Here is a 26385-nt window from a genome sequence, read left to right as displayed (position 1 = left end):
GGGTAAGTAAGTTTTTATAATAGGTACTGCTAGCGCTGTATTACCGTCTTCTATAAGACCACCACTATCGATAATAGACCACCATCAATAATGATAGCCATCACAGTAGAGGTTGTTGTCTTTAATTAAGCTAGGTTTTGTAGAACCATCCAATTGAAAGTCTAGGTATCAAGCCACGGCTTTTAATGGAGTGGACTTTTTCTCAATAATACTGGTCTCTACAAATTCCCCTTGATGCTCAGCGCCCAGCTGTTTACAAAAGCGCCGCTGCAAATTACTGTCTAGCGACAACTCAATGCATAAAGGCTCAGGCGATGCCGTGTCTAATAAGCTCCCTGAGTTGTCGCTAGATTTTTTTTGATAAGCATGTAACTGATAAGTGCCTGGCTCGACGAAATCATGAATAATCGCAAAACGTTCAACGTAGCCGACGTTATTTTCTGGATAGAAATTTACCTGTACTTCGCGTTTTGCAGGTTTGACCCGCGCGTAATAATTGGTCAGTCCTGGCATACCAGAAGCAGACAACGGAACGATTTTGACAGCATCTTTATTAGAAAGTGGCGTCATGTCGATGTTCATCTGTGCTCGTGCCCGCTGATCGGTTTTATTCATAGGCATGATAACCAGCATGTCAGGACTGACCGGCTCGTGGGTATCCGGTGCAATTACTAAGGTTTTATCTATCTGCACAATTTCGCAGTGGTAGGTGCCTATGCAAGAAATATTCACTTCACCCGTGATAGGTTGAATATTTCCCACTCGCACCTTGGCACTATCTGCCTTGTCTATTTGTTTATAGCCCGTCAATGACTGACAGCCTGTTAACAATAAGCTTACAGCGACAGCCATACTTGTCCAGACAGCATAACGTTGTTTATTCATAATGACGGCTACTATTTAATATGGAAGATGAATTACCCTTCATTCTAGCCAGTTCATCACGATAACTCAACGCTGCGTTACTATTGTTCATCGGTTTTTTATAGCCACTGGTCTATGAGTTATTCTCTACGCGCGTACTTGATTAAATATCCAAGGCGTTTTTTGCATCATTTGATGCTCGTAGTCTTTGATAGCATCACTTTGCTGTAGCGTTAAGCCGATATCATCCAACCCATTTAGCAAGCAATGTTTGCGAAATTCATCGACTTTGAAAGGATACTCTTCCCCAGTTGAAGTAATGACCACTTGGCGCTCAAGATCGGCGGTTAGCTCATAGCCTTCGTTAGCAAGCGTATCTTTCATTAGGGTATCTACAATTGCCTCGTCCAAGACAATTGGTAGCATGCCATTTTTAAAACAGTTGTTATAAAAAATATCAGCAAAGCTTGGCGCGATCACCGTACGAAAGCCGTATTCTGACAATGCCCATGGCGCATGCTCACGACTAGAACCACAACCAAAGTTGCGGCGTGCCAGTAAGATAGTCGCGCCTTGGTAACGTGGCTTATTCAATACAAAGTCTGGGTTAATCACTCGCGTGCTATTGTCTTGACCCGGATAGCCTTCGTCTAGATAGCGCCAATCATCAAATAGATTGACACCGAAGCCAGTACGTTTAATAGACTTCAAAAACTGCTTTGCAATGATTTGATCGGTATCGACGTTTGCGCGATCGAGTGGGCAAACGATACCTGTTTGGGTGTTATAAGCTTGCATAATAATTCCTGTCAATTATATTTTTATTGATGCGTATCAGTCTTAAAACGTACGCACATCCACAAAGTGACCCGCTAATGCTGCTGCTGCTGCCATTGCTGGACTGACCAAATGCGTACGACCACCATTGCCCTGACGACCTTCGAAGTTACGGTTAGAGGTTGAAGCGCAATGCTCTTGTGGCTCAAGCTTATCGGCATTCATGGCAAGGCACATCGAGCAACCCGGCTCGCGCCACTCAAAACCAGCCTCAGTAAACAGAGCATCCAAGCCTTCTGCTTCGGCTTGCAGTTTAACTTGACCAGAACCCGCCACGACGATGGCTTCTTTAATATTGTCCGCGACTTTACGACCTTTAATCACGGCGGCGGCATCGCGCAAATCTTCGATACGCGAATTGGTACACGAACCAATAAAGATACGATCAAGCTGGATGTCAGTGATTTTTTGGCCAGCATCTAAACCCATATAGGTATAAGCACGTAACCAACCTTCTTCTTGCGCTTCATCGGCGGCTTGATCAGGCGTCGGTACTGACTGTGTGATATCAACAACCATTTCAGGAGAGGTTCCCCAAGAGACTTGTGGTGCTATTTGACTACCATCCAGCTCAACCACCGTATCAAATACTGCGTCATCATCTGAATACAAGGTACGCCAGTAAGCTTCCGCTTGTTCCCACTGCTCAGTGGTTGGTGCATAAGGACGGCCTTTGACGTAATCAATGGTCGTGCCATCGACCGCGACCATACCAACGCGAGCACCCGCTTCGATGGCCATGTTACAGACGGTCATACGACCTTCCATACTCATGTCTTCAAAGACTTGCCCTGCAAATTCAATGGCATGCCCTGTCCCGCCAGCGGTACCAATTTTGGCAATAATAGCAAGTACCACATCTTTTGAGGTTACGCCAGCGCCAAGCTTACCCGTGACACGGATTTGCATATTTTTTGATTTCTTTTGAATCAAACACTGCGTTGCCAACACATGCTCGACTTCTGATGTGCCGATACCATGCGCCAAACAACCAAGTGCACCGTGGGTTGCAGTATGCGAATCACCACAAACCACGGTCATACCAGGTAAAACCAAACCTTGCTCAGGGCCAACCACATGCAAGATACCTTGACGGGCATCATTGATGGTGAATTCAGCAATATCAAACTTAGTACAATTGTCATCTAAGGTGAGTACTTGTAAACGCGACACTTTATCCTTGATACCTGCGACGCCTTCTAAACGCTCCTTGGTCACCGTTGGCACATTGTGATCGGGGCTAGCGATGTTAGCCGACAGACGCCATGGCGCTCTATTGGCCAGATCCAGACCTTCAAAGGCTTGTGGACTCGTTACTTCATGCAGTAGATGGCGGTCGATATAAATCAGGCTCGAACCATCATCACGCTTGGTGACTTCGTGAGCATTCCAAAGTTTGTCATATAACGTTTGACCGGCCATGTTGCTATCCTTTATTAGTTGCTAATCACTGAATCTATTTACCCGCTCACACAACAGCAAGCGAGGTTTTTATTGAAATTTTTATCTAATTGACACTTTTATCTAAAGACACGCATTTTATTTATAAAGTGACGTTATATTACTGACGCCTTTCATAATAAACTTAGGGTCTGTTGAACATTCAAATGTGGTACTGGCAGTGGCTATTTTTTAGACAATACGCAGTGAAATTTTTGATGCCTAGTCATTCTAGGTTAGACAATTTCGCCATGTATTGGCAAAAAATAGCCCTGCCCTGAAAGGCTGATGCTAAAACCACCCCAAATGTTGTTGTAAACCTAGCTAAGGTCTCGACATTATCGTCGGTTTACGCCTAGTTTGGAGTGATTTTAGTGATCAGCAGTCCTAATATTTGAATGTTCAACAGACCCTACTATTCATCAAAAATATTTTTCACAGATCATACTTATTAAATTGGTCTATCACACATCTATATCAACACCAATTGATGGGTTTTCAGGTAAATTGATAAAACTGGCCATCAATACAGGCGTTAAACGGCTAATTACCAAGTTAATAGAATAAATACGTCTTGATACCTTGTGATTATAGCAGGCTAATCCTATAATAATAATTGATGATTTTTACGTAGTCGCAAACTTTTATTTCTAATACATTGTGACTAGGTCAGCCAACTTTTATTTATAGCTCGCTACGCAGCTAAGGACATCGGTTTGAATACCACAAATTTGACGACATTCGTCACTGTTATGCACACAGGCAGCATCTCAGGCGCAGCAGAAAAGCTTTTTATTACTCAGCCTGCCGTCAGTAAGCGTATCAAGAATTTAGAAGACGAATTTAACATTACGTTGTTTGATACGGTCGGTCGCGGTATTGTGCCGACTCAAGCCGCTAGTGAAATGCTGCCGCACGCCAAGCGCTGGCTCGACGATTATGAGAACTTCAAAATCAATTTACAACACTCTCAGCACATTGTGTCAGGTAAATTGGTCATTGGCACCAGCCACCATATTGGCTTGCATCATTTGGCTCCTGTGCTCAAGCACTTTATTCAAGCCTATCCTGCGGTGCAGTTAGAAGTTCATTTTGTCGACTCTGAAACGGCGCACAAGGCGGTGTTAGATGGTGACTTATCATTAGCATTCCTAACGTTGCCACCTGTCTACGATAAGCGTTTGACGTATCACACGCTTTGGTCAGACCCACTCTACTTTATGACCGGCACTCTATCGCCTTTAGCGACCAAAGCCAATGTCACTTTAGAGCAATTGGCCCGCTATCCCGCTATTTTGCCCTCTGCCAATACTTTTACCAGCCAAATTACCTTAGCTGAGTTTGCCAAGCATAATCTAAAACCTTATGCCACCATGAGTACCAACCCACTTGAGTCCATTCGGATGTTGGTTTCTGTTGGCCTAGGATGGTCAGTATTACCTCAAACCTTGGTCAGTCAAGATTTAGAGCGCATCAATATGGCAGATAATATTGAGCTACAGCGTTACCTCGGTGTGGTTATCAATCCAAAGCTGACTCGCTCTAGTAGCGTGACTGCCTTATTAGACTTGCTTGCCCCAATTGATTGAACGGCTTTTAGTAAGTAGCAAATGATGGTTTAAAACCGAGCTTGGCTTTGTATAAAGCTTTACTTTACAAAGCCAAGCTCGGTTGTTCGCATTTTTAACAGCCATACGTTATAATGCGTTTGGCTTTGTTTTTTATAACATAAATTTACCAGAATAACACTGATAGTCATATTTTGAAGACTTCGAGTAATATATGATGGTAAACAGTAGGTTTAATGGTTTTAAATGATTGATTATATAAGTGAGTAGCATTTGTAAAAAACTAGCAGATAAGGGCGATAGACAAGATTGCGATTGAGCCACGCTTGTTGTCCTCTAATCACTATTTTATGAATATTACTTTTAAAACAGTATCAATCATATAAAACTAACAGAAAATACTGACTAAAAGTCAAAAGCCATTATGTCCTACTTAATGGCTTTTTTTGTCTTTAAATATTTTTTATAAACATCATCTTGTGATGACTTAATTTTATATAGTTAAAATAATTACAGCCAACAACGTTGGTTAAGGACAGTTTATATGAATGGGATTTCTAGTGGCGTGCTGATATCGTTGGGCGCCTACTTCTTAGTGATGATTGGGATTGGCATTTACGCTTATTTTAAGCAAGCCAATGATACTGAAGGCTACATGTTAGGAGGACGTAATTTAGGTCCCGCAGTCACTGCATTATCAGCAGGGGCGTCGGACATGTCAGGTTGGTTGCTCCTTGGCCTACCAGGCTATATGTATGCCGATGGTGTCGTAAGTATGTGGATCGCACTTGGTTTGACACTAGGTGCCTTATTGAACTATATCATTGTGGCACCGCGCCTTCGCGTTTATACCGAAGTCGCTGACAACGCGATTACCTTGCCTGACTATTTCGCCAACCGCTTTGAAGATAAATCGCACATGCTGCGTGTCATATCAGCAATCGTTATCATCTTATTTTTCACCGTTTATACCGCTGCAAGTCTAGTAGGTGGTGGTAAACTCTTCGAAAGCTCACTCAACTTATCATATAGCACGGGCCTTTGGGTAACTGCTGGTGTTGTCGTTGCCTATACCCTATTCGGTGGTTTCTTAGCGGTATCGATGACTGACTTTGTACAGGGCGTCATCATGTTATTTGCAATGGTGATCGTACCAGTTGTTGCCTTTACAGATCTTGGCGGTATATCAGCAACGACTGAAGCCGTTCGAAACATTGATCCAAGTTTATTAGATGTCACCAGTGGCATGACTATCATTGGTATTATCTCATTAATGGCATGGGGGCTTGGCTACTTTGGTCAACCACATATCATCGTTCGTTTTATGGCAATACGTTCGGTCAAAGACGTACCAATGGCCCGTAATATCGGTATGAGCTGGATGGTTGTCAGCTTAATTGGTTCTTTAATGACAGGTTTTGCTGGTCGTGCTTATGTACAAAAAACCGCAATGACCTTGGATGATCCTGAGACCATATTCTTAGTCTTTACACAGTTTTTATTCACACCGCTGGTTTCAGGGTTTTTATTAGCCGCTATTTTAGCTGCGATTATGAGTACCATTTCATCGCAGCTATTGGTGGTATCAAGCTCGCTGACTAAAGATGTCTACAAGCTATTCTTCGATAAAGATGCTCCTGAAGCACGCCAAGTACTAGTGGGTCGTATCTCAGTTGTAGCGGTAGCGGTCGTATCTATCTTGCTCGCCTCTGATCCCGATAGCTCAGTATTGAGCTTAGTTTCTAACGCTTGGGCAGGATTTGGTGCAGCATTCGGACCCTTGGTTATCTTCAGCCTAATCTGGCGCGGTATGAACCGTAACGGTGCGGTCGCTGGTATGGTAATTGGTGCCTTAACTGTTATCCTGTGGATCTATGGTCCTTTCGAGATGAATGGTATGGCATTAAATAGCTGGTTATATGCTATCGTTCCAGGCTTCATCTTAAGTACCATTGCTATCTTCGCGGTTAGTATTATGACTGGCGGTCCAAAACCTTCAGTAACTGCTAAGTTTGAAGAAATGGAACTGAACCTTAATAAATAAGTAAATAATCTTATCACTATCAAAAAAAACCTCGCCATGATTGGCGAGGTTTTTTATTATGAGCAATTATATTAGGGTGTGTTCTCATTTTAAGAATAGCAATGGAAATAAGTACATGCCCTAGCTAAATACACGCCCTAGCTATAAGGTACTAAAAGGTCTTGGTTAACAATATGGTTGCCGACTTCTCATCGCGATCATCATAATAATCAAAGTTACTGGAAGTCTGATCATAATCAAATACCAGTCGCGGTGTCAGACCATAAAAAGTTAAGTCACGCTTCCAGACTTGTAAGCCTAATGAGGTGGTCTTGTCTTCTCTTGTCGAGCCAACTTTACCACCGACAGCATTGTAGTAACCATTTAAAGCACCACTACCTGCTGGGTAAGAGTCAGACGGGTCATCGTACTCTTTTACAGCGTAGCCCGCTGTCGTTAGGGTAGAAATACCTCGCTTCCACTCACGACCCCAACCAACGTTTACAGAGTTGCGGTCATAGCTGATAATGCTAGATTTGGGTACGTCGTTTTGATAATTACCAAGACCACCATAAAAGTATTCTTTGGCGTCTTTAATATAGAATGCATTTAGACCCAAAAACTGTCCGTCAGTCTCGCGATTTTTATTGTCGTCATCTTCAAACGTTTCTTTAGATAAAATGCCAGTCGCTGATAGCTTCAGCTTAGGTTTTACCCAGCGAGAACCACTAACAGTGACGCCTTTACGTAGACTATATGGCTCTTCATCATAGTATCGTTTCGTCACAAATGGCGTGAGAGAGAGATCATTTTTGGCATCATCATAACCGACACCAGCAGAAGCCGTGAATAAATAGTCGTTATAGTCAGTCTCATCCCAATAGCCTTTTAGTGAGGCATTACCACCCACCGTGGCATAAAAGTTATCGGGTAAATTAAAGCGTTTGTTTGCACTGGCTGATACTTGAATACCATTGGCTGACTTTTGCTCAACTGAGTTGCCTAATTGAGATTGGATAGTCTTTGATGGCGCATCATTGATGTTATCATCCTTGACGTAGCTGGCAGAGGCATCAAAACGCCAGTTTTCGAGACTGTTTATCTGAGCCAATGAGCCTTGAACCCTAGCTATAACAGGTGCCGGTAAGTCGACTGATTGTAGCTTTAAGAATTGGTCTTTCGCGGCGGCATACTGTTTGTCTGCTTGCAGAGCCAACGCCATATTCAGGCGTACTGGGTGGAAGTCTGGGTCTGCCGCTAGCATATTACGATAGATGGCGATGGCTTGCTTGTTTTTAGCTTCACTACGATATACGAGTGCATCAGCAAAATTAATAAGCATCGGGTCATTGGTTTCTAGTGCTTTATAATGCGGCAATAATTCTTTGACGGTTACCATATCCTGTGCAGCCAACGCATCGTTTAAATACTTGCTAAATGCTGCTGGATTGGCTTTTAAGGCTTCTAAATTGTAAGCGGTGGCGGCAGCAAGTTGCTGACGACTTCTGATAGCACGTTGAGCCTCTGTATCTGAGACGACGGTAGAAGGTGCTGTAGGGTCTGATACAGCAGTTTGGTTCTCACGCTTGAGGAGTTCGGCAGCTTGGTCAAGCTCTGGTTCTATCTCTTCTAAGACGGGCTCTGCTGCCATAACCGATAGAGGAAAAGCCATTATAGATAGCAGAATTGAAGCTGTTAAAGGTTTACGTATATATCGATTGTTCATAGGTATCCTTACCAAATTACGATCTGTAAATTTCCAAACTTAATTATCCTAAGGGATTTTGATGGTTTAAGCGAGAGAAAAAGCGCCCCAGGACGCTTTTTCTTTACTCTATATAGTCACAGCGATTTATTGCTTTTCAGCACCAAAGGTTCCTTGGAATTTGGTACCTGTTCCAGCAACATCACCGCTACCACCTGGTACTGAAGCATCTTGATAAATACCCCCTAAGAACTGAGCTTCTTTACCGTAGAAACCGCCAGCGGTGTCAATGCCATTTTTATTGCCAGCAAAGGTGTTTCCTGTAATATCAGCATCGATTTTTATTTCGTTGCCAGCTGGCATGTACTTATAGCCCGTACCAGTAAATGAGAGCGTACCATCAACTGAGCCATTAACGAAGTCGATATTGAAAGCAGAAGTCCCATTGACTGGGGCAGTAGATGCATTGTCAGCCAAATGAATGTTTTCAATATAAGTTGCCATACCTTGGTATTGCGCCTTACCTGCGTTAACATTCTTAAGACTTTCCATACCTGCTTGAGAAGTTAAATAACCTTCTACATAGACATTAGCAGCGCGTGAGACATCTCCTGCAATTGAGTTTAAATTGCCATAAACATGACCGACTTGCATCTGTGAATCAAAGTTCTTGTAGACAGCGTTATATTGGTAAGTCGGATTCAAACTACCTCTACCTGCTTCAACTTTCTGCTCACCACTTGCAGCCGTTAAATTGACAGTGATAGGCTCTAACACAGTATCTGGCTTGACCATGTCAGCAAGCACTTTGCCTTTACTGAAGCTAGTAAAGTTATCACCTTTACGATTATCTACTGGCACCTCAGAACCATTTTCTATTTTTAGTTCAGTCCAAGCCGATTTATCGTCGCGAATTTCAACATAGCCGATAGCATTATCAAGCTGACCTTGACCCAGTGGTAGCGTTTTCTCTTTACTACTCAGCGCCGTAGATTGGAATCCAGTCATTTTAGATTCTGTTGGGTCAGGCACTACTTCAACTGTTGGATCTACTTTAGAAGCACCATAAGTACCTTTGATATAGTTATCTTTAGTCTCTCTTTCGTAGACACCGCCTAGTAGGCTAGCACCTTTACCGTAGAAACCACCGACAGTATTGACAGCAGCACCTTGCTCACTAGCAAAGATATTATTAGAGATAGTCGCATTGATATCAACCTGCTTGTCAGCAAATTCCAGCTCGCCTTTCACTGATTTGGCGACAAAGTCAACATCGAACTTAGAAGTACCATCGACTGCGATTTTTCCACCTTCTGCATAGGTAGCCACCCCTTCATAATTGGCCTTACCTTCATTTACGTTGGCTAATTTGTCCATATCACCAAGGTTAGTGGCATTACCTTGGACATAAGTATTAGACAAATGGCTCTTATACAATATGCCATTTTTGATGTCACCTTCTAAATGTCCAATCTGCATTTGGTTATCGAAGTTTTTATACACTGAAGAGTAATTCATATCTCGATTGTGAATAGTCCCCCCTAAACGACCTTCAAATGACGTGCTGCCTTTGTGCTCTTTAAAACCGTTATTGCCTGTACCATAAGTGTTGTCAGCAGCGCCATCATTTGCGCCTCTTAACTTCACATCAATTGGTTTTAGGGAAGCTCTGCCATCAACTTCGTTAGCATAAACCTTCAATTGGTTATAGCTATTGGAGTTGTTGTCAAAAATTCCGTCATCAGAGCCTACGGAAGTACTTTGGAAACCCGATACTCTTGAATCTGGAGCCGTAAATTTATTAGCGGCTTCTAACGCTTCAGCTTCTGCAGCCTCTGCTCTCGCTATGGCTTCATCTCTTGCTGCTTCAGCGCTCACTTTAGCATTTAAAGCTTCAGTTTTAGCATTCTCTGCTTCAATCTTAGCCGCTTCTGCCACAGCTTTGGCGCTCTCTGCTACTGCTTGAGCCTGCAGTGCTTTTTCTTTAGCCTCTTTTTGTGCTTGGGCATCCCCTACTGCTTTTTCAGCCACTTTTTCAGCCGAAATTTGAGCCTGTTCCGCAGCCATTTGAGCCGTTTGCGCAGCAATTCGGGCAGCGTCGGCTTTAGAAGCAGCTTCTAATGCAGCGCCTTCTGCAGCTTCGGCGGCTTCAGCACGAGCCAATGCAGCAGCAAGACCACCATCTCCTGTACCAGCATTTGCTAAAGCTTCTTCAGCGGCCGCCAAGGCTTCTTGCGCCTTGGTAGCATCAGCTTTGGCTTTGTCTGCAGCAGCTTGGGCATTGGCAGCTTGGGCATTGGCATTAGCGATAGCAGCTTGCGCCTTATCAGCATCAGCTTGCGCCTTTTCAGCTGCTTTTTCTGCTGCGGTTTGTTTGTCACTCTTTGCACCATAAGTACCTTGAGCGCCTTTACCTTCGTAGACACCGCCTAGATACTGAGCATCACCGCCAAAGAATCCACCTTCGGTACTGTAGCCTGCGTTGGTATCTGCAGTACCTGAGAACTGATTACCATTGATGCCCGCTGTTAAACCAATCTTACCGGCTTTATCGAAGGTGAGATCGCCTTTAACGTTTTGAGCGACAAAGTCAGCAGTAAATACTGATTTACCAAACTCGATGTCATTACCGATGCCTAGTTGACGATACGTGGCATCTCCTGTGTAGCCAACTTTACCTTCCGTCGGCATATTAGCCGCTTGGGTGGGATTACCAACGACAGCTACGCCATTTACAGGAATGTCAGTGCCTTGTAGGTTTGCTGCACCATCAATATGACCGACGCGCATGTCATTACCATAGTCTTTATAGACTGAGGTGTATTCTAATGGCAACTCACCTAAAGCTGTTGTGATAGAAGTATTGTCATCATGGCTCTTGAAACCGTTGGCAAGCTCGGTATCTCCTTCACCTGAAATATTAACGTCAACTTTGGGCAGTAGATCTCCAGAAGCTACGTCAGCGCGAGCTATGACATTATTTTCACCAATCTCAAAATCACGTGTCGTTACTACAAAATCGGGAAGACCGGCAACTGATGTACCAACGTTGATAGATTGAGCACCAGACTTCTCCGCTTCAGGAGCATTCTTGATCTTAGCTGCTGCTAAGGCATCTTCAGCCGCTTGTTGGGCAGATTGGGCAGCAGCGACTTGAGCGGCAGCAGCAGCGGCGGCTTGTGCTTGAGCTTGCTCGGTAGCAATGATTTTAGCATTCGCCGCGTCAAGGGCGGCTTGGCGACGGTCTACTTCTGCTTGCAGGGCTTCGGTGTTACCACCACCTGAAGCTAATGCATCTGCCAGTGCTTTTTCGGCTGCGGCTAAGTCGGCTTGTGCTGTTACCAACTCACCTTTAGCTTTATCAGCCTCTGCTTGGGCAGCAGCGGCTTTTTGTTTTTCAGTTTGGGCTTGAGCTTGAGCATCTGCAGCCTGTTGATTAGCAAGGTCTGTTTTGGCATTGGCTGCTTTCACTGCTATGTCGGCTTTGGCTTTAGCTTCCGCTGCTTCTGTTTTAGCTTTAGCTTCTGCAGCTTTAGCAGTGTTAGCATCAATCTCAGCTTTATCCGCTCGTACTTTAGCATCGGCTACTTGTTGGTTGGCTGCGGCTACTTTTTTATCCGCTTCAACTTTGGCCTCACCAACAGCTTTATCTGCTGCATCTTTCGCAGCTTTGGCAGCTGTTTCTGCAGCTATTTTTGCAATCTCGGCAGCGGCTCTGGCATTTTTTGCAGTCTCAGCGGCTTCTAATGCAGCTTCTTCTGCGGCTTCAGCGGCGGCGGCACGTTCTAGAGCGGCTGCTAGCTGATTTTCACCATTACCAGCATTTGCTAAAGCTTCTTCAGCAGCCACCAAGGCTTCTTGCGCCTTGGCAGCATCAGCTTTGGCTTTTTCGGCAGCAGCTTGGGCAGCAGCAGCTTGCGCCTGAGCGGCAGCGGTTGCCGCTTGAGCTGTTTTAACATCAGCTTGCGCCTTGTCAGCTGCTTTTTCTGCTGCGGTTTGTTTGTCACTCTTTGCACCATAAGTACCTTGAGCGCCTTTACCTTCGTAGACACCGCCTAGATACTGCGCGTCACCACCGAAGAACCCACCTTCGGTACTGTAGCCTGCGTTGGTATCTGCAGTACCTGAGAACTGATTACCATTGATGCCCGCTGTTAAACCAATCTTACCGGCTTTATCGAAGGTGAGATCGCCTTTAACGTTTTGAGCGACAAAGTCTGCGGTAAATACTGATTTACCAAACTCGATGTCATTACCGATGCCCAGCTTGCGATACGTGGCATCTCCTGTGTAGCCAACTTTACCTTCGGTCGGCATGTTGGCAGCTTGGGTGGCATTACCGACTACTGCAACGCCATTCACTGGTAGCTTATTTGCACCAAGAGCTGCTGCACCATCAATGTGACCGATGCGCATGTCATCGCCAAAGTCTTTATAGGTTGAGGTATAAGTTAATGGCAGTACACCAAGGGCGGTTGTAATATCAGTGCTGTCGTCGTGAGATTTAAATCCGTTTTGTAAGTTGGTGTCATTCGTACCAGAGGTGGTGATATTGACGATTGGTAATAGACCACCTGAGGCAGTGTCTGCTCGTGCTTCAACACTGTTTGCGGTAGTATTAAAGTCACGACTAGTAGCGGTAAAGGCATTAGGTAAGCCAGCAGCTGATGGGTCGATGTTCAATGACTGAACACCTGATTTAGTGGCTTCGGGCGCATTCTTGATGGCGGCTGCTGCCAAGGCTGCTTCGGCAGCTTGTTGGGCTTGCTGAGCAGCAGCGACTTGAGCGGCGGCAGCTTGTTGAGCAGCTTGAGCAACAGCTTGGGCCTCTTGGGCTTGAGCTTGGGCTTGCTCTGCTAATTTTGCTTTGCGCTCGGCTTCTTTCTGTAAAGCCTCCGAACCACCACCATTTGCTAGAACTTCTTCTAAAGCTTTTTCTGCTTCTAATTTAGCAGCTTCGGCTTTAGCACGAGCGGTTTCTGCAGCTACAGTTGCTTTTTCTGCTTCTGTTTTAGCTTCTTCTGCTGCTTTTGCCTTTGCTTCCGCGGTCACTTTGGCATTGGCTTCTTGTTTGGCTTTCTCCGATTCTGTTTTTGCGATAGCTTCAGCCGCTTTTACTCTTGCTTCTGCAGCCTCTATCGCCGTCTTCGCTCTAACCTCTGCTTCTTTAGCTTTGTCTTCTGCGACTTTTACTTTTTCTACTGCTTCTGCGGCAGCTTTTTTAGCCAAGTCAACTTGTGATTTAGAGGCTTTTGCGGCTGCTTCAATTTTAGCTACAGCTTCTGCTCTTGCTGCTTCTGCTGCGATTTTAGCTTCTGCCGCTTCTGCTTTAGCAGTGGCAACAGCTTTAGATGATTCTACTTTAAATGTCTCTTCAGCGGTTTTAAGTGCATCTTGAGCAGTTTGTGCCGCTTTTTTAGCAGCATTTATTTCTGATTTTGATGCATTTTCTAAAGCATCAATTTTTTCTTGTGCATCTTTTTTCGCCGTGTCTAGTGCTTTGGTAGCTTCTGCCAATTTAGTTTGTGCAATTTTTGTCTGACTCTCTGCAATTACCGCTTTAGCTTCTGCATCTTTGGCTCTAGCCTCTGCTGCTTTGATAGCTGCTGTATCATCACCAGTTTCACCGCCACCAGTTTCTCCATCTTCCACCCCTGGTAAAACAGGGGTTGGTTTTGGAGCAATAGAGTTATCTCCTCCACTCGTTGAACATGAGGCTAGGATCATAGCAGTCAAAAGAACAACACTAGCTTTGAGCGGGGTATTTAATTTTTTTGCTGTTGATACAGCCAAGATTGAATGACGGTCAAGTGGCATTCGAATTCCTCCATGAAAGTTTTATGAATATTCCGTTAAACATAACTTTTATCTACTAACGCGTATAGATAAACAAATTACATACAAAAAGTCAATAAATAAAAATGAAATAATGTCCACTGTAACTTTTAGTTACTAATTAATATTTATTAAATAGAATATATAGAAATCATGAAGAAGGTTGAATGTATGTACATGACTATTGCTTTACTAATATTGCATACCAAAAATTCAAATTGATAACCACCATTTATGAGCAATCTATAAAAGTGATTAGATAGAGGCAATAGTTGAACTATATTTCTTTTATAAAGCTAAAATAAGTAGAATACTCTTGGTTTATGTCTATAAAGGCTATGAAAATATAATAATCTCTGATTATTGACGTATTTTTATCAAAAAATTCTGAATAAATCTGATCAACTGTGACAGAAATGCCTTATTAATATTTTTTAATACTCAGGTGACATAGTGAGTGTGTGAGAGTCGTCACTTTCAAATGATTGGGAGATAATAATAAGTTATGACTGACGGACTAAAATACTGATTATATACTCGATATATACCAACATATTAATAGATAAAAATAAACAATAGTTTTTCTTTAAATAAAAAATATCTTTTTGTTGTAAAACACTCCCTTTAATAAAATAAACATTAATCAACTAAAAGAACATCTGTAAACTGAAATAATGATTGCTTTCTCAGTTTATCATCTACAAAAAAAAGCGCCCTAAGGCGCTTTTTTTTACAAACTGTCAGACTGATTTATTGCTTTTCAGCACCGAAGGTACCTTGAAAAGTTGTTCCAGTTCCTTGTGCAGTACCTGTACCTGCTACATCGCCAGGTTGCGCTTCTTGGTAGATGCCGCCCAAGAAATTAGCATCCTTGCCATAAAAACCACCTGAGGTTTGAACGTTGTTAGCAGCATTTGTACCAGCAAAGGTATTGCCTGTAATATCTGCATTGATACCAATATTTTTATCAATATCAGCAAAGTTTAATGTACCTGTTAAAGAATCATTAACGAAATTGACATCAAAGTTGGAAGTACCATTCAGAACTGGATTGATAGCACCGCCACTGGATAAATGCAAGTTATCTGCATAAGTCGCAACACCAGCATACTGTACTGTACCTTCATTGATATTATTCGCAATGTTATACTGACCTAGCGCTTTTAGGTAATCCATATCGGCTTGAGCAGTACTGTTACCCACTACATAAACGTTGGCATAACGTGATTTAACTCCCGGTGCGATACCCGAACGCTTATCTAGGTCGCCATATACGTGTCCAATTTGCATCTGTGAGTCAAAGTTCTTGTACACAGATTGATAAGGTAGGGTTAGATCAGCAGTCGGAGAGAAAGAGATGCCTGTTTTTACATCTTTGAAAAGCACTTCGTTTGCTATAGCTGATTTCTTAAAGCCATCTGTGTTAGCGACATTAACGTCATCAGCCCTAACCGTCTGAAGCGTTAAGTCCTGTACAGTAGTATTAAACTTATTAGGCTTAACGATATCAAGACGGGCTTCGATAGTGTTGTACGTCAGGTTGTCAACATTACTGTCTTCGATAATAGTAGGTGTCTCATCCTCTCCACTACCTGTCGTAGTTGTATAGGTTTCATTGTCATTAACAAATTGACGGAAACCGATAGCGTTCTGAGTACCTAAACCTTCTGCACTACTCAAGGTGTTGCTCATGATGCCGGTTGCATCAACGTTAGCGGCTACATCTGGATTAGTAGGTGACGTTGGCGTTGGCGTTGGCGTTGGCGTTGGCGTTGGCGTTGGCGTTGGTGTTGGTGTTGGCGTTGGTGTTGGCGTTACGGCTTCATTTTTCTCAGCACCAAAAGTACCTTGAGAGTCATTACCTTCATAGATACCACCGATGAAGTTAGCATCTTTACCGTAGAAAGCACCTTCAGTATTGTAGCCATTGTCGTCAGCTGCAGTACCTGAGAACTGATTACCAGTAATATTCGCTGCTAAGTTAATATTACCAGCTTCAGCAAAGTCCAGTTTGCCTGCCACATTCTTCGCAACAAAATCCGCTGTGAATGCTGAGGTGCCATATTCAATAGCATTACCAGGACCTACTTTACGGTTGGTTGCATCACCGGTGTATTCAAACTTACCTTCAGTAGGCAATGTCGCTGTTTTATTACCAACAACTAGAACACCATCTACTGGAATCTGATTACCTAAAGCACTAACTGCACCATTGACATGGGCAATGCGAAGCTCATCATCATCACCAAAATCTTTATAGGTTGAGGTGTAAGTTAAGTCGTCTGCTGCTAATACTTGACCAGTACCTTCATAAGATTTAAAACCGTTTTCAGTATCAGCATCGCTATCACTTGATAAGGTCACTGCTGCTGGTGCTGGTACGATTCCTGTCAAAGCTTGATCAGCACGAGCATCAGCATCAGCAGTACTACGAATATCAAAGTCACGAGTGCTTACTTCTCGAACACCAGCAAGTGCTCCTGTATTTACGTATAAATGCTGTGCACCTGTCAAATCTGCTTCTGCTGCAGAAGTATAATCTGCAGGCGTTGGCGTTGGCGTTGGCGTTGGCGTTGGCGTTGGCGTTGGTGTCGGTGTTGGTGTCGGTGTTGGTGTTGGTGTTGGTGTCGGTGTTGGTGTTGGTGTAGGCGTTGGTGTAGGCGTTGGTGTAGGCGTTGGTGTAGGCGTTGGTGTAGGCGTTGGTGTAGGCGTTGGTGTAGGCGTTGGTGTAGGCGTTGGTGTAGGCGTTGGTGTTACGGCTTCATTTTTCTCAGCACCAAAGGTACCTTGAGAGTCATTACCTTGGTAGATACCACCGATATAGTTGGCGTCATCACCGTAGAAAGCACCTTCAGTATTGTAGCCACCTTTTTCGCCAGTGAACTCATTACCGTCTATGCTTGCCCCTAGTTCAATATTACCAGCTTGCGCAAATGTCAGCGTACCGGCAACGTTCTTCGCAACAAAGTCCGCGGTAAAGGCAGAAGTACCATATTCAATAGCATTACCAGGACCTACTTTGCGGTTGGTTGCATCACCGGTGTATTCAAACTTACCTTCGGTCGGTAGAGTCGCTGTCTTTTTACCAACGGCTATCACACCATCTACTGGAATTGTACTACCTAGTGCACTAACACCACCATCGATGTGAGCGACACGCAACTCATCATTGTCACCAAAGTCTTTATAGATTGAGGTATAAGTCAGGTCACCGGCAGCCAGTACGTTACCAGTGCCATTATAAGATTTAAAACCGTTTTCAGTATCAGCATCGCTATCACTTGATAAGGTCACTGCTGCTGGTGCTGGTACGATTCCTGTCAAAGCTTCGTCAGCACGGGCATCAACATCTGAGGTGCTACGAATAGCGAAATCACGTGTGGTCACTTCTCTCACACCTGCAAGCTGACCTGTGTTCACAGATAAGTGCTGGACACCTGATAAGTTTGCTTCTGCTTCAGAGCTATAACCTGGCGTTGGTGTTGGCGTTGGTGTTGGTGTTGGCGTTGGCGTTGGCGTCGGTGTCGGTGTCGGTGTCGGTGTCGGTGTGATTACTGGACTATCATTAAAGATATCACCTAGTTTGTACGAATTATTATTATCGCTAGCACACGAGGCCAATATCATTGATGTCAAAAGTACGACACTTGCTTTTAATGGGGTATTGAATTTCTTTGCTGTAGAATTAGCTGAGATTGAATGATGGTTAGGTAACATTCGTATTCCTCCATGGATTATAATGAGATATTCCCTTTATATTCAACTATTTATATAATAGCTGAATAATTTTGCAGATACTAAAAAGTAGCTTGACCAGTCAAAACTTAATGGTCTATTACTTTTGAAGAGAGATGACTTTCAACTTCGATAGTAACAACCGACTTAGTAGTCTTCTTTATTAATATCTATAATTTTATTTAAAACATTGCAGCTTATTATAAAGCTCACCCATTACAACTCGATAAGCTTTATAAAATTTCAATCAAAATAAGAACTAAGTTTAAGAATGAAGTTACTGACTCTGATAAGACAGTTTTACACCAGCGATGTAACCATCGTTGTCTTCAGATTTACTAACGATACTGCCGTTCGGTAACTGTCCAGTCGCATCACCAAACTTCAAGTATTTTCCACCGACAGATACGGCCCATTCAGGAGTGACATTATATTTAACCCCACCACCGATACTATAGAAACCATCAATAGTACCCAATGAACTGACAGGATCACCTGCACCAGAGTCATAACCAACCACAACAGAACCCGCTAATTTTTCGTTGAAGCGTTTAGCCAAACCAACGTCGACTTTCCATTGGTCTTTGTCATAAGACAATAGTGGTAAGCCACCAGCAACGGCTCCTTTAGAGTAGGCATTATAAAGAGGAGGCACAATACTAAAGTCACTCCAAGGCACCCAGCGTACATCTAATGTGCCTAGCAGCTGATATTTTTCACTTAAGCCCGTCTGAATGTTTAAGTTAACTGACTCTGGTGTGGTCACAGTTGCTTCGGTAGTCGCATCAGCACCAATAGCTGCCGCCAATTCAGGCGTGATTATATCGTTAGGATTAAGTTCATTATATTTACCGATAAATACACTTTTTATAAGATCATTATCTAATAGAGGTACTCTTTCACCTACCGCGGTTTTATGATCAATTTCCGAGCGATATGTTAACGCTGCATTTAAGGCAATCTCTGGTTTACTATAGGAAAGACCAGCCGCCCAACCATAGTCAGTGTCTTTATTGACGTTGGCATCATAACCTGTCAATGGACCATATGCTTGGCCACGTAAATGCACTTCTGCTTTTACTTTTTGTATCACTGGACCACCATATACTTGGAAGCCGTTAGATTTAAAACCTACCAAACCTGTCCATGATTCAGTATGAACGCTAACGTTGGTGTTTTTATCATAATCAGAATCTAGAACAGCTGGATTAATGAATTCATTAGGAAATGCAGTTCCTGTTGAAGAATCTACGATTGTCTGTTTTCCTGGTTGAGATACAAAAGCATTATCTCCTGTATACTCTACTTCTGCTCCAAAAGGCTCATCATAGAACACACCAATACTAATACTGTCATTAATATCCGTTTTTACACCATAGCGAGCAAAAGTATAAGGATCGTCGGTAGCATTACCCGTATTTACACCCTTTTCGTACTCATCTTCGTTAGAGGTAATACCAAGACGAGCACCGTTTGCGATTGCCCCAGCATTATCATTAACTGAAACATCCGTGTTGATGTAAGCATACTCAATCTCGGCATAAGTACCAGGGTTAAAAAAACCTTTGATGTCTTGACCTGAACGATCAAGACCAGCTGCTTGCGTCAACGATGCAGCTGACAGTGTAAGTAGAGCGAGAGTGAGTTTAGAGATAGGGAATTTTTGAGACACTTGATATCCTCCATGAATAAAATAACTGGCAAAAAGCTTAATTACGGTATGACTTATATCAGTAATTGAAACCTGTGCTGTGCAATCCTTTGCCAAACGACTTAATTATTTAACTAGCAGACGTAACTACCGCTTACGCAATATTACCTTTCATTGTTATCAGACATCACTACTATGTAATACAACGTAACTGATTTCAGTATCATAATTAAAGTTTGCTGCTATAGCAATACCCTTTTCGACTTTTTCCAAAAATAGATTTATGTTAATTAAAATTTTTATATATTTGCGGTATTTAAAAGCATCTAATAATCGATTTGATGAAAAACGATAGAAAAGGAATATGGTTATTCTTTACTACTTTCGTACAGTATTGATAATTAAGACTATTTTATTTAATTTTTTCCCAACAAAAAAAAGCAGCCACAATGGGCTGCTTTTTTTTGTTAAATCTAGCACTTTAAAAAAAGTAACAAGTGTTCACTGATTACTGCGCTTGATAAGAAAGCTTCACGCCAGCGATATAGCCATCATTGTCTTGGAAATCGGCAACGATTTTGTCAGTTGGTAGAGCACCTTGAGCATCACCAAACCATAAGTATTTGCCACCAGCTGATACTGCCCAGTTTTTGGTGACGTTATACTTGGCGCCAAGACCAACACTATAATAGCCATCGACAGGACCTAATGAAGTAGTCGGATCACCAGCACCGCTATCCCAACCAACCGTACCACTAATGGCAAGTGCTGGTGCTACACGCTTAGCCAAACCCAGCTCGACTTGCCACTGATCGTCTTCATACTCGACCAAGTTTAAACCATCATCCGCATATAATGGATTATTCTTACTAACTTCGTTATATAACGGTGGCGTAATTACGAAGTCACTCCAAGGCACCCAACGTACTTTTGCGGTGGCTAATGTAGTTGGATTAATACCAGTTTGGAAGTCAAAGTTGATTGATTCAGGGGTTGTAATCTCGTAATTACTACTCTGAACGGCAGCCGCTGGATTACCCGCTAAAAGCCCAGCTAATGGATAGGTTTCAGAGATCTTTATATCATGATCAATCTCAGAGCGATACGTTAGCGCTGCTTTTAGTGCAATCTCAGGTTTACTATACGACATACCTGCTATATAACCATAATCCATATCAGGATTACTATTTGAAGTGTAACCGGTAGCAAGATCGTAAGCACTGCCACGTAGTCTTACTTGTGCTTCGATACGTTGAGCAACCGGACCACCATAAACTTGGAAGTTTTTATTAGCGCCAAATTTTGCGCCAAGAATAGCCGTTAAGTTGTGACTGCGAACCTCAACTTTAGTGGTTTGGGTGTTGGAGAGCTGAGCATTAGCATAATTATCAAAGCCTATTACTGGAGCCAACCCTGCTTCGCCAGCTGCAATATCCGCCTGACCTTGTACAATTTGTGGACGTAAAACTGCTTCAAGCGCTGGATTGTTCTGAATAGCTGCTTCTGCTTGTGCTACCTGAGCTCTCGCAGCCGCTAAACCTTGTTGAGATTGGTCAACAAAATCACTTAATTCTTGAGCATTGGTAAGACTAACACCTGGTACTGCTGGGTCCAATCTTGTTGCGATTAGATCATTAATTGCAGTAACTGGTGAACCAGTAAAATTACTATCGCCAGTATATTCAGCAGCGGCACCAAAAGGCTCGTCATATAGGACACCTACACTAAACGTATCATTGATATCTGATTTTACGCCATAGCGGAAGAAGTCATAATCTTCAGAAATATCACCAGTTTCGTTACCTTTAACGTAAGCTGAGTTATCATCTCCGACATAGGCATTATCTCTACCACTGACATCAGCATCGATATAGGTATAAACCGCTTCGGCATAAGTGCCATCTTGAAAGAAAGCAGTGACGTCCTGACCTGAACGATCTAGACCAGCAGCATTCGTCATGCTGGCTACAGAAATAGTAGCAATAGCTACCGCAAGGGTTTTTAAGTGAAAGGTAGCGCGCATTATGTATCTCCAAACATCCTAGTTGTTTAACTGTCCTACAAATCTAAAATTGGCCATGGTGCACGCAAATTCAAATTATAAAAACAGTGTCCTGATTTCGATAATAATGGCTTTTTGACACTAAAACAACACTTAAAGCACTTTATTTCCTAAATATGACTGAACAGTACAGATTACATGTAACTGACATACTAAACACTTGTTTCTTTTAGTAAAATTATCTTTTGAATTTACTTTTTACTAGACTAAAATCGTCTTTTTCTTCATGCTCAGTCATCAAGAAGCATACCCTGATAATAGAGTGTACATATTTGACTATCCTTATTTTGAGCAAAAAAAAGCGACCCGCTTAGGATCGCTTTTTTTGCTGCTAAATCGTCAAATAGATAACCAAACTAGATATGTTTTAGTTTGATACTATTTCGCTTGATAAGATACTTTTACACCAACTGCGTAGCCATCATTATCTTCGAACTTACTAACCACTGATTTGGTTGGTATTTGACCATCAGCATCACCAAACCACAGGTACTTACCACCGGCAGACACCGCCCAGTTCTCAGTGAGGTTGTATTTTGCGCCAAGACCAGCACTATAATATCCCTCGATAGGGCCTAGCGAGGTCACTGGATCACCAGCACCACTATCCCAACCGACCGTTCCAGTAACAGCTAGTGCTGGCGACAAACGCTTGGCAAGACCCAACTCTACTAACCATTGATCCTCATCATAGCTGACTAAAGATAAACCTTCATCATCACCCGTTGAACGCTTGCTGACTTCGTTATAAAGGGGTGGCACGATTGCAAAATCAGTCCAAGGTACCCAGCGTACTTTTGCGGTCGCTAACGTTGTCTGATTGATACCTGTTTGAAAGTCAAAGTTGACTGACTTAGGTGTGGTGATATCAATTTTGTTACCCTGAACAGGATCGCCACCCAATGCGGCAACTAGTGGATAAGTCTCATCAATATTCAAGCTATGATCGATCTCTGAGCGATACGTTAACGCAGCTAGTAGAGCAATCTCAGGCTTGCTATAAGAGACACCGGCTAACCAACCGTAATCTTGGTCAGAGCTGATATGAGTGGTATAGCCAGTAGCAGGACCATAAGCACTACCACGCAGTGCTACGTCAGCCTGAACTTGCTGCATCACAGGGCCACCATATACTTGGAAGTTTTTATTTTCACCAAGTTTCATACCTAAGATACCAGTAATACTTTCAGTGCGGACTTCAACATTGGTACCTTCGTCGTTAGCTAGGCGACCATCAGCAAAACCTTCTAACTGTTCCAGTTGGCTTAATTGTGCTTGACCTGCTGCCAATTGTGTCTCACCAGCCGAAATTCCTGCTAAACCAGCATTGATCTGCGGACGCAATACAGACTCAAGCGCTGGGTTCTGATTAACAGCAGCCTGAGCTTGTCTAATTTGCTCTCTCGCTTCATTTAAACGAGTTTCAGAAGCATTTAACTGCTTGTTCGTTCCTTCAACTAAATCTTTTAGTCCTTGAACATCAGTAACACCCATACCACCTAAACGCGATGCTATAATGCTATTGACTGCAGCAGTTGGTGTACCGACAAAGTTATTATCACCACTATAATCAGCAGCAGCACCGAAAGGCTCGTCGTATAAGATACCAACACTGAATGTATCATTGATATCTGCTTTTACGCCATAACGGAAAAAGTCATAAGACTCAGCGATATCATCGATTTTTTTGCCTTGCTCATAAGCCTTTTTATCAGGACCGACATAAGCATTGTCATGGCCACTGACATCACCATCAATGTAAGTGTAAACCGCTTCAGCGTAGGTACCGTCTTGCAAAAATGCGGTAACGTCTTGTCCTGAACGATCAAGACCAGCAGCACTAGCAGCGCTAGCGACAGAGAAAGCAGCAATAGCTACTGTAAGGGTTTTTAGGTGAAAGGTGGCCCGCATTGTGTATCTCCAAACATCCGCATTGTTTTACCGCCGTACCAAAAATTGCTAAGTAGGCAGCAGCTAAGGAGAAGGATACTAATGTCTTTTTTACCTTAAGACAACTGTAAAAATACATTATTACCGAATTATGACTAGACAGTCATCGACCATTAACCATATTCAAAAGTAAGAATATATTCTAAATAGAGACAGCTTCTCTTATTTTAACAGTTTTTAATAATGCGGTGGCCTATCAGACATAACATCAAATGGAGCAATTCCTCCTTCGGTATCTTGGCTTTCAACTTGCTTGTAAATAAGCTGCAATTGACGTTGTACAGTCTGAATATGCTTGTCTTGCCGAGCGATAACTTCATCGAGTCGCTCTACCGTTAGCTCTAGATGAGCCATGTTCATCTGCAACTCAATCACTTGAAGTTGTAGATCGCTTTGGGCAGCAGATGAATTGCCTTGAGGATTGATTAAAGGTGTCGTTGGTGGAACAGATTGATCCATATTTTTCTCTAAGTGATAGCATTCATATACTGAATTTGCTGGAATATTCATTTTTGATTGATGACCGTGAAATGCTAGCAATTCATAAGCGATGACATGCATAGCATATTGACTACCAACAAATAGCAATAAAATAGTACTGATAAACCATTTACTCGCACTACAGTCAGGTGGTGGCATGTTATACTGCTGCCAATTTTGCAACAACCCCTACCTCACTATTATATAAGCTTAAGATATTTTATGGCACTGATACATCTAAAAGATATTCACCTCGCATTTGGCGTGGCTCCCGTTCTTGATGGCGTTGATTTTGCGATCAATGCTGGCGAGCGTGTGTGTTTGATTGGTCGCAATGGCGAAGGCAAATCCACTCTGTTTAAGTTGATCAATGGCTCATTGCAGCCTGATAGTGGTGAAGTCATCATCAATAGTAGTGTACGTGTTGCGATGCTTGAGCAAGACGTACCAGAAACCAGTGGCCGCATACTGGATATCGTCATGGGTGGTAGTCGTCGCACTGCTGATCTGCTGGTTAACTATAATAAGCAAGTTGATATGTGTGCCAATGGCGATATGGATGCCTGTGAGCGTATGGCCGACTTACAGCATGATATCGATGCAGTACATGGCTGGGATTTAGAGCGTGATGCCACTCGCCTTATTACTACGATGGGACTTGATCCAGATGATGACTTGTCGTCGCTGTCTGGTGGTCGTAAGCGCCGTGTACTACTTGCGCGCTCACTAGTTACCAAGCCTGATGTGCTGCTTCTCGATGAGCCTACCAACCATTTGGACGTTGAGAGTATCGAATGGTTAGAGCGCTTCTTATTGGATTGGCAAGGTTTAACACTATTGTTCGTTACCCATGATAGAGCATTTGTGAATAAACTGTCGACGCGCATCATTGAGCTTGATCGCGGTCAGTTGACCAGCTATGACGTAACCCAAGGTGAAGGTGGCTACGCACGCTATCAAGAATTAAAAGAGCTACAGTTATTGGCTGAAGAAAAAAATAACGCGAACTTTGATAAAAAATTGGCGCAAGAAGAGGTTTGGATTCGTCAAGGAATTAAAGCCCGTCGTACCCGTAATGAAGGCCGTGTCCGTGAGCTAAAAGCCTTACGTGAAGAGCGTGGCGACCGCCGTGAGCAAGTGGGCAATGTAAACATCACCATGGGTCAAGGCGAAAAAAGCGGCAAGCTCGTCTGCAAAGTTAAGAACTTACATCTTGAGTATGATGGCAATGTATTGGTTGATAACTTTACGACGACTATTATGCGTGGCGACAAAATCGGTATTGTCGGGCCTAATGGTGCTGGTAAAACCACACTTATCAAAGCTCTACTCGATATGTCTGACGATGAAGTCACCAAGACAGGCAGCGTTGAGCTAGGAACCAATCTAAAAATCGCGTTTTTCGATCAGTTACGTGATCAGCTAGATTTAGAAGCGAGTGTTGCACAAAACGTCTCAGAAGGCTCAGATTTCGTCGAAGTTGGCGGTCGTAAGACACATATTATGAGCTATTTGCAAGATTTCTTATTTGCTCCAGAGCGTGCACGTACACCTGTTAAGGCATTGTCTGGTGGTGAACGTAACCGCGTCCTACTTGCCAAGCAACTATTGAAGCCTGCCAACATTCTAGTACTCGATGAGCCAACCAACGATTTGGACATGGCGACACTTGAGCTATTAGAGGAATCAGTCGCAAGCTTTGGTGGTACGATTTTGCTCATCAGCCATGATCGCTCATTTATGGATAACGTCGTTACCTCAACATGGGTATTCGGCGAAGATGAAGATGGCAAAGGGATCGTCAAAGAGTACGTCGGTGGCTATCAAGAATATCTGGTACAAAAAAATCGTGAACAAGCAGCACAAGCTGCTAGAGCGCCAGTAAGTAATACAAATGCAGCAAATAAATCAGCTAGCAAGCAAGCCGTAGCAAAACCCAGTATCACAGCCAAAAAGCTCAACTATAATGAACAGCGTGAGTTAGACAATTTGCCAAAAGAGATTGCAGTGCTTGAAGCTGAACAAAATGAGCTGCAAGAAAAACTGGCTGACGGCTCATGGTTTACTAAAGACTTTGATGCAGCAACAGCAGCTAGTGAGCGTTTACTAGTGATTGAAGATGAAATGATGAGCAAGCTTGAGCGCTGGAGTACACTTGAAGGCTAGGATGCGTCGCTAAAACGTACCTTTAAGTACCTTTGAAATAGACACATTCCATGAACTGATATTTTAAGT

Annotated in this window: 13 protein-coding genes; 3 read left to right on the top strand and 10 right to left on the bottom strand. The window is 43.0% G+C overall.

Translation table 11 applies throughout. From position 1 onward, the window contains the following. Positions 1–168 precede the first annotated feature (168 nt). The 3 genes from IE130_RS02205 to leuC all read right to left on the bottom strand — a co-directional run bounded on the left by IE130_RS02205 (position 169) and on the right by leuC (position 3123). On the bottom strand, positions 169–885 hold the full coding sequence (locus IE130_RS02205) for a hypothetical protein (RefSeq protein ID WP_189581067.1): 717 nt from the start codon (positions 883–885) through the stop codon (positions 169–171). A gap of 126 nt (positions 886–1011) precedes the next feature. Continuing rightward, positions 1012–1662, bottom strand: a complete 651-nt coding sequence (gene leuD, locus IE130_RS02200; protein WP_189581064.1) for a 3-isopropylmalate dehydratase small subunit — start codon at positions 1660–1662, stop codon at positions 1012–1014. 42 nt (positions 1663–1704) lie between these two features. Beyond that, complete coding sequence (gene leuC, locus IE130_RS02195) at positions 1705–3123, bottom strand: 3-isopropylmalate dehydratase large subunit (protein ID WP_010199851.1); 1419 nt, start codon at positions 3121–3123, stop codon at positions 1705–1707. A gap of 734 nt (positions 3124–3857) precedes the next feature. Here leuC and IE130_RS02190 point away from each other — a divergent pair. Both IE130_RS02190 and putP read left to right on the top strand, forming a co-directional pair. Continuing rightward, positions 3858–4730 (top strand): LysR family transcriptional regulator, encoded by an 873-nt coding sequence (locus IE130_RS02190; RefSeq protein WP_010199853.1) that lies wholly within the window; start codon positions 3858–3860, stop codon positions 4728–4730. Between the two features lie 523 nt (positions 4731–5253). Further along, positions 5254–6753 (top strand): sodium/proline symporter PutP, encoded by a 1500-nt coding sequence (putP, locus tag IE130_RS02185; RefSeq protein WP_189581061.1) that lies wholly within the window; start codon positions 5254–5256, stop codon positions 6751–6753. A 151-nt stretch (positions 6754–6904) separates the two neighbouring features. Here the strand turns inward: putP and IE130_RS02180 are convergent, their stop codons facing one another. The 7 genes from IE130_RS02180 to IE130_RS14130 form a co-directional block, all read right to left on the bottom strand. Further along, positions 6905–8458, bottom strand: a complete 1554-nt coding sequence (locus IE130_RS02180; protein ID WP_189581058.1) for a surface lipoprotein assembly modifier — start codon at positions 8456–8458, stop codon at positions 6905–6907. 126 nt (positions 8459–8584) lie between these two features. After that, positions 8585–14254 carry a transferrin-binding protein-like solute binding protein gene (locus IE130_RS02175; RefSeq protein ID WP_189581055.1) on the bottom strand — a complete coding sequence of 1890 codons (5670 nt, stop codon included), beginning with the start codon at positions 14252–14254 and terminating at the stop codon, positions 8585–8587. 768 nt (positions 14255–15022) lie between these two features. Further along, positions 15023–17989, bottom strand: coding sequence for a transferrin-binding protein-like solute binding protein (locus IE130_RS02170; protein WP_189581040.1), 2967 nt, complete (start codon positions 17987–17989; stop codon positions 15023–15025). Positions 17990–18284: 295 nt separating this feature from the next. Continuing rightward, a complete protein-coding gene (locus IE130_RS02165) occupies positions 18285–19679 on the bottom strand; it encodes an outer membrane protein transport protein (RefSeq protein ID WP_189581037.1) in 1395 nt (464 codons plus the stop codon). Positions 19680–20166: 487 nt separating this feature from the next. After that, positions 20167–21681 carry an outer membrane protein transport protein gene (locus tag IE130_RS02160; RefSeq protein WP_189581034.1) on the bottom strand — a complete coding sequence of 505 codons (1515 nt, stop codon included), beginning with the start codon at positions 21679–21681 and terminating at the stop codon, positions 20167–20169. A gap of 417 nt (positions 21682–22098) precedes the next feature. Continuing rightward, positions 22099–23631 carry an OmpP1/FadL family transporter gene (locus IE130_RS02155; RefSeq protein WP_189581031.1) on the bottom strand — a complete coding sequence of 511 codons (1533 nt, stop codon included), beginning with the start codon at positions 23629–23631 and terminating at the stop codon, positions 22099–22101. A gap of 216 nt (positions 23632–23847) precedes the next feature. Next, a complete protein-coding gene (locus IE130_RS14130; RefSeq protein ID WP_227676104.1) occupies positions 23848–24309 on the bottom strand; it encodes a SlyX family protein in 462 nt (153 codons plus the stop codon). Positions 24310–24372: 63 nt separating this feature from the next. Here IE130_RS14130 and IE130_RS02145 point away from each other — a divergent pair, with 63 nt between their 5' ends. Then, entirely contained in the window at positions 24373–26316 is a 1944-nt protein-coding gene (locus IE130_RS02145; RefSeq protein WP_010199884.1) for an ATP-binding cassette domain-containing protein, read from the top strand. Positions 26317–26385: the final 69 nt, after the last annotated feature.

This window comes from Psychrobacter glaciei, from assembly GCF_014652895.1.
Lineage (GTDB): Bacteria > Pseudomonadota > Gammaproteobacteria > Pseudomonadales > Moraxellaceae > Psychrobacter > Psychrobacter glaciei.
The sequence above is the reverse complement of the archived record's forward strand: the minus strand, read 5'-3'. Positions and strand labels throughout refer to the sequence as shown.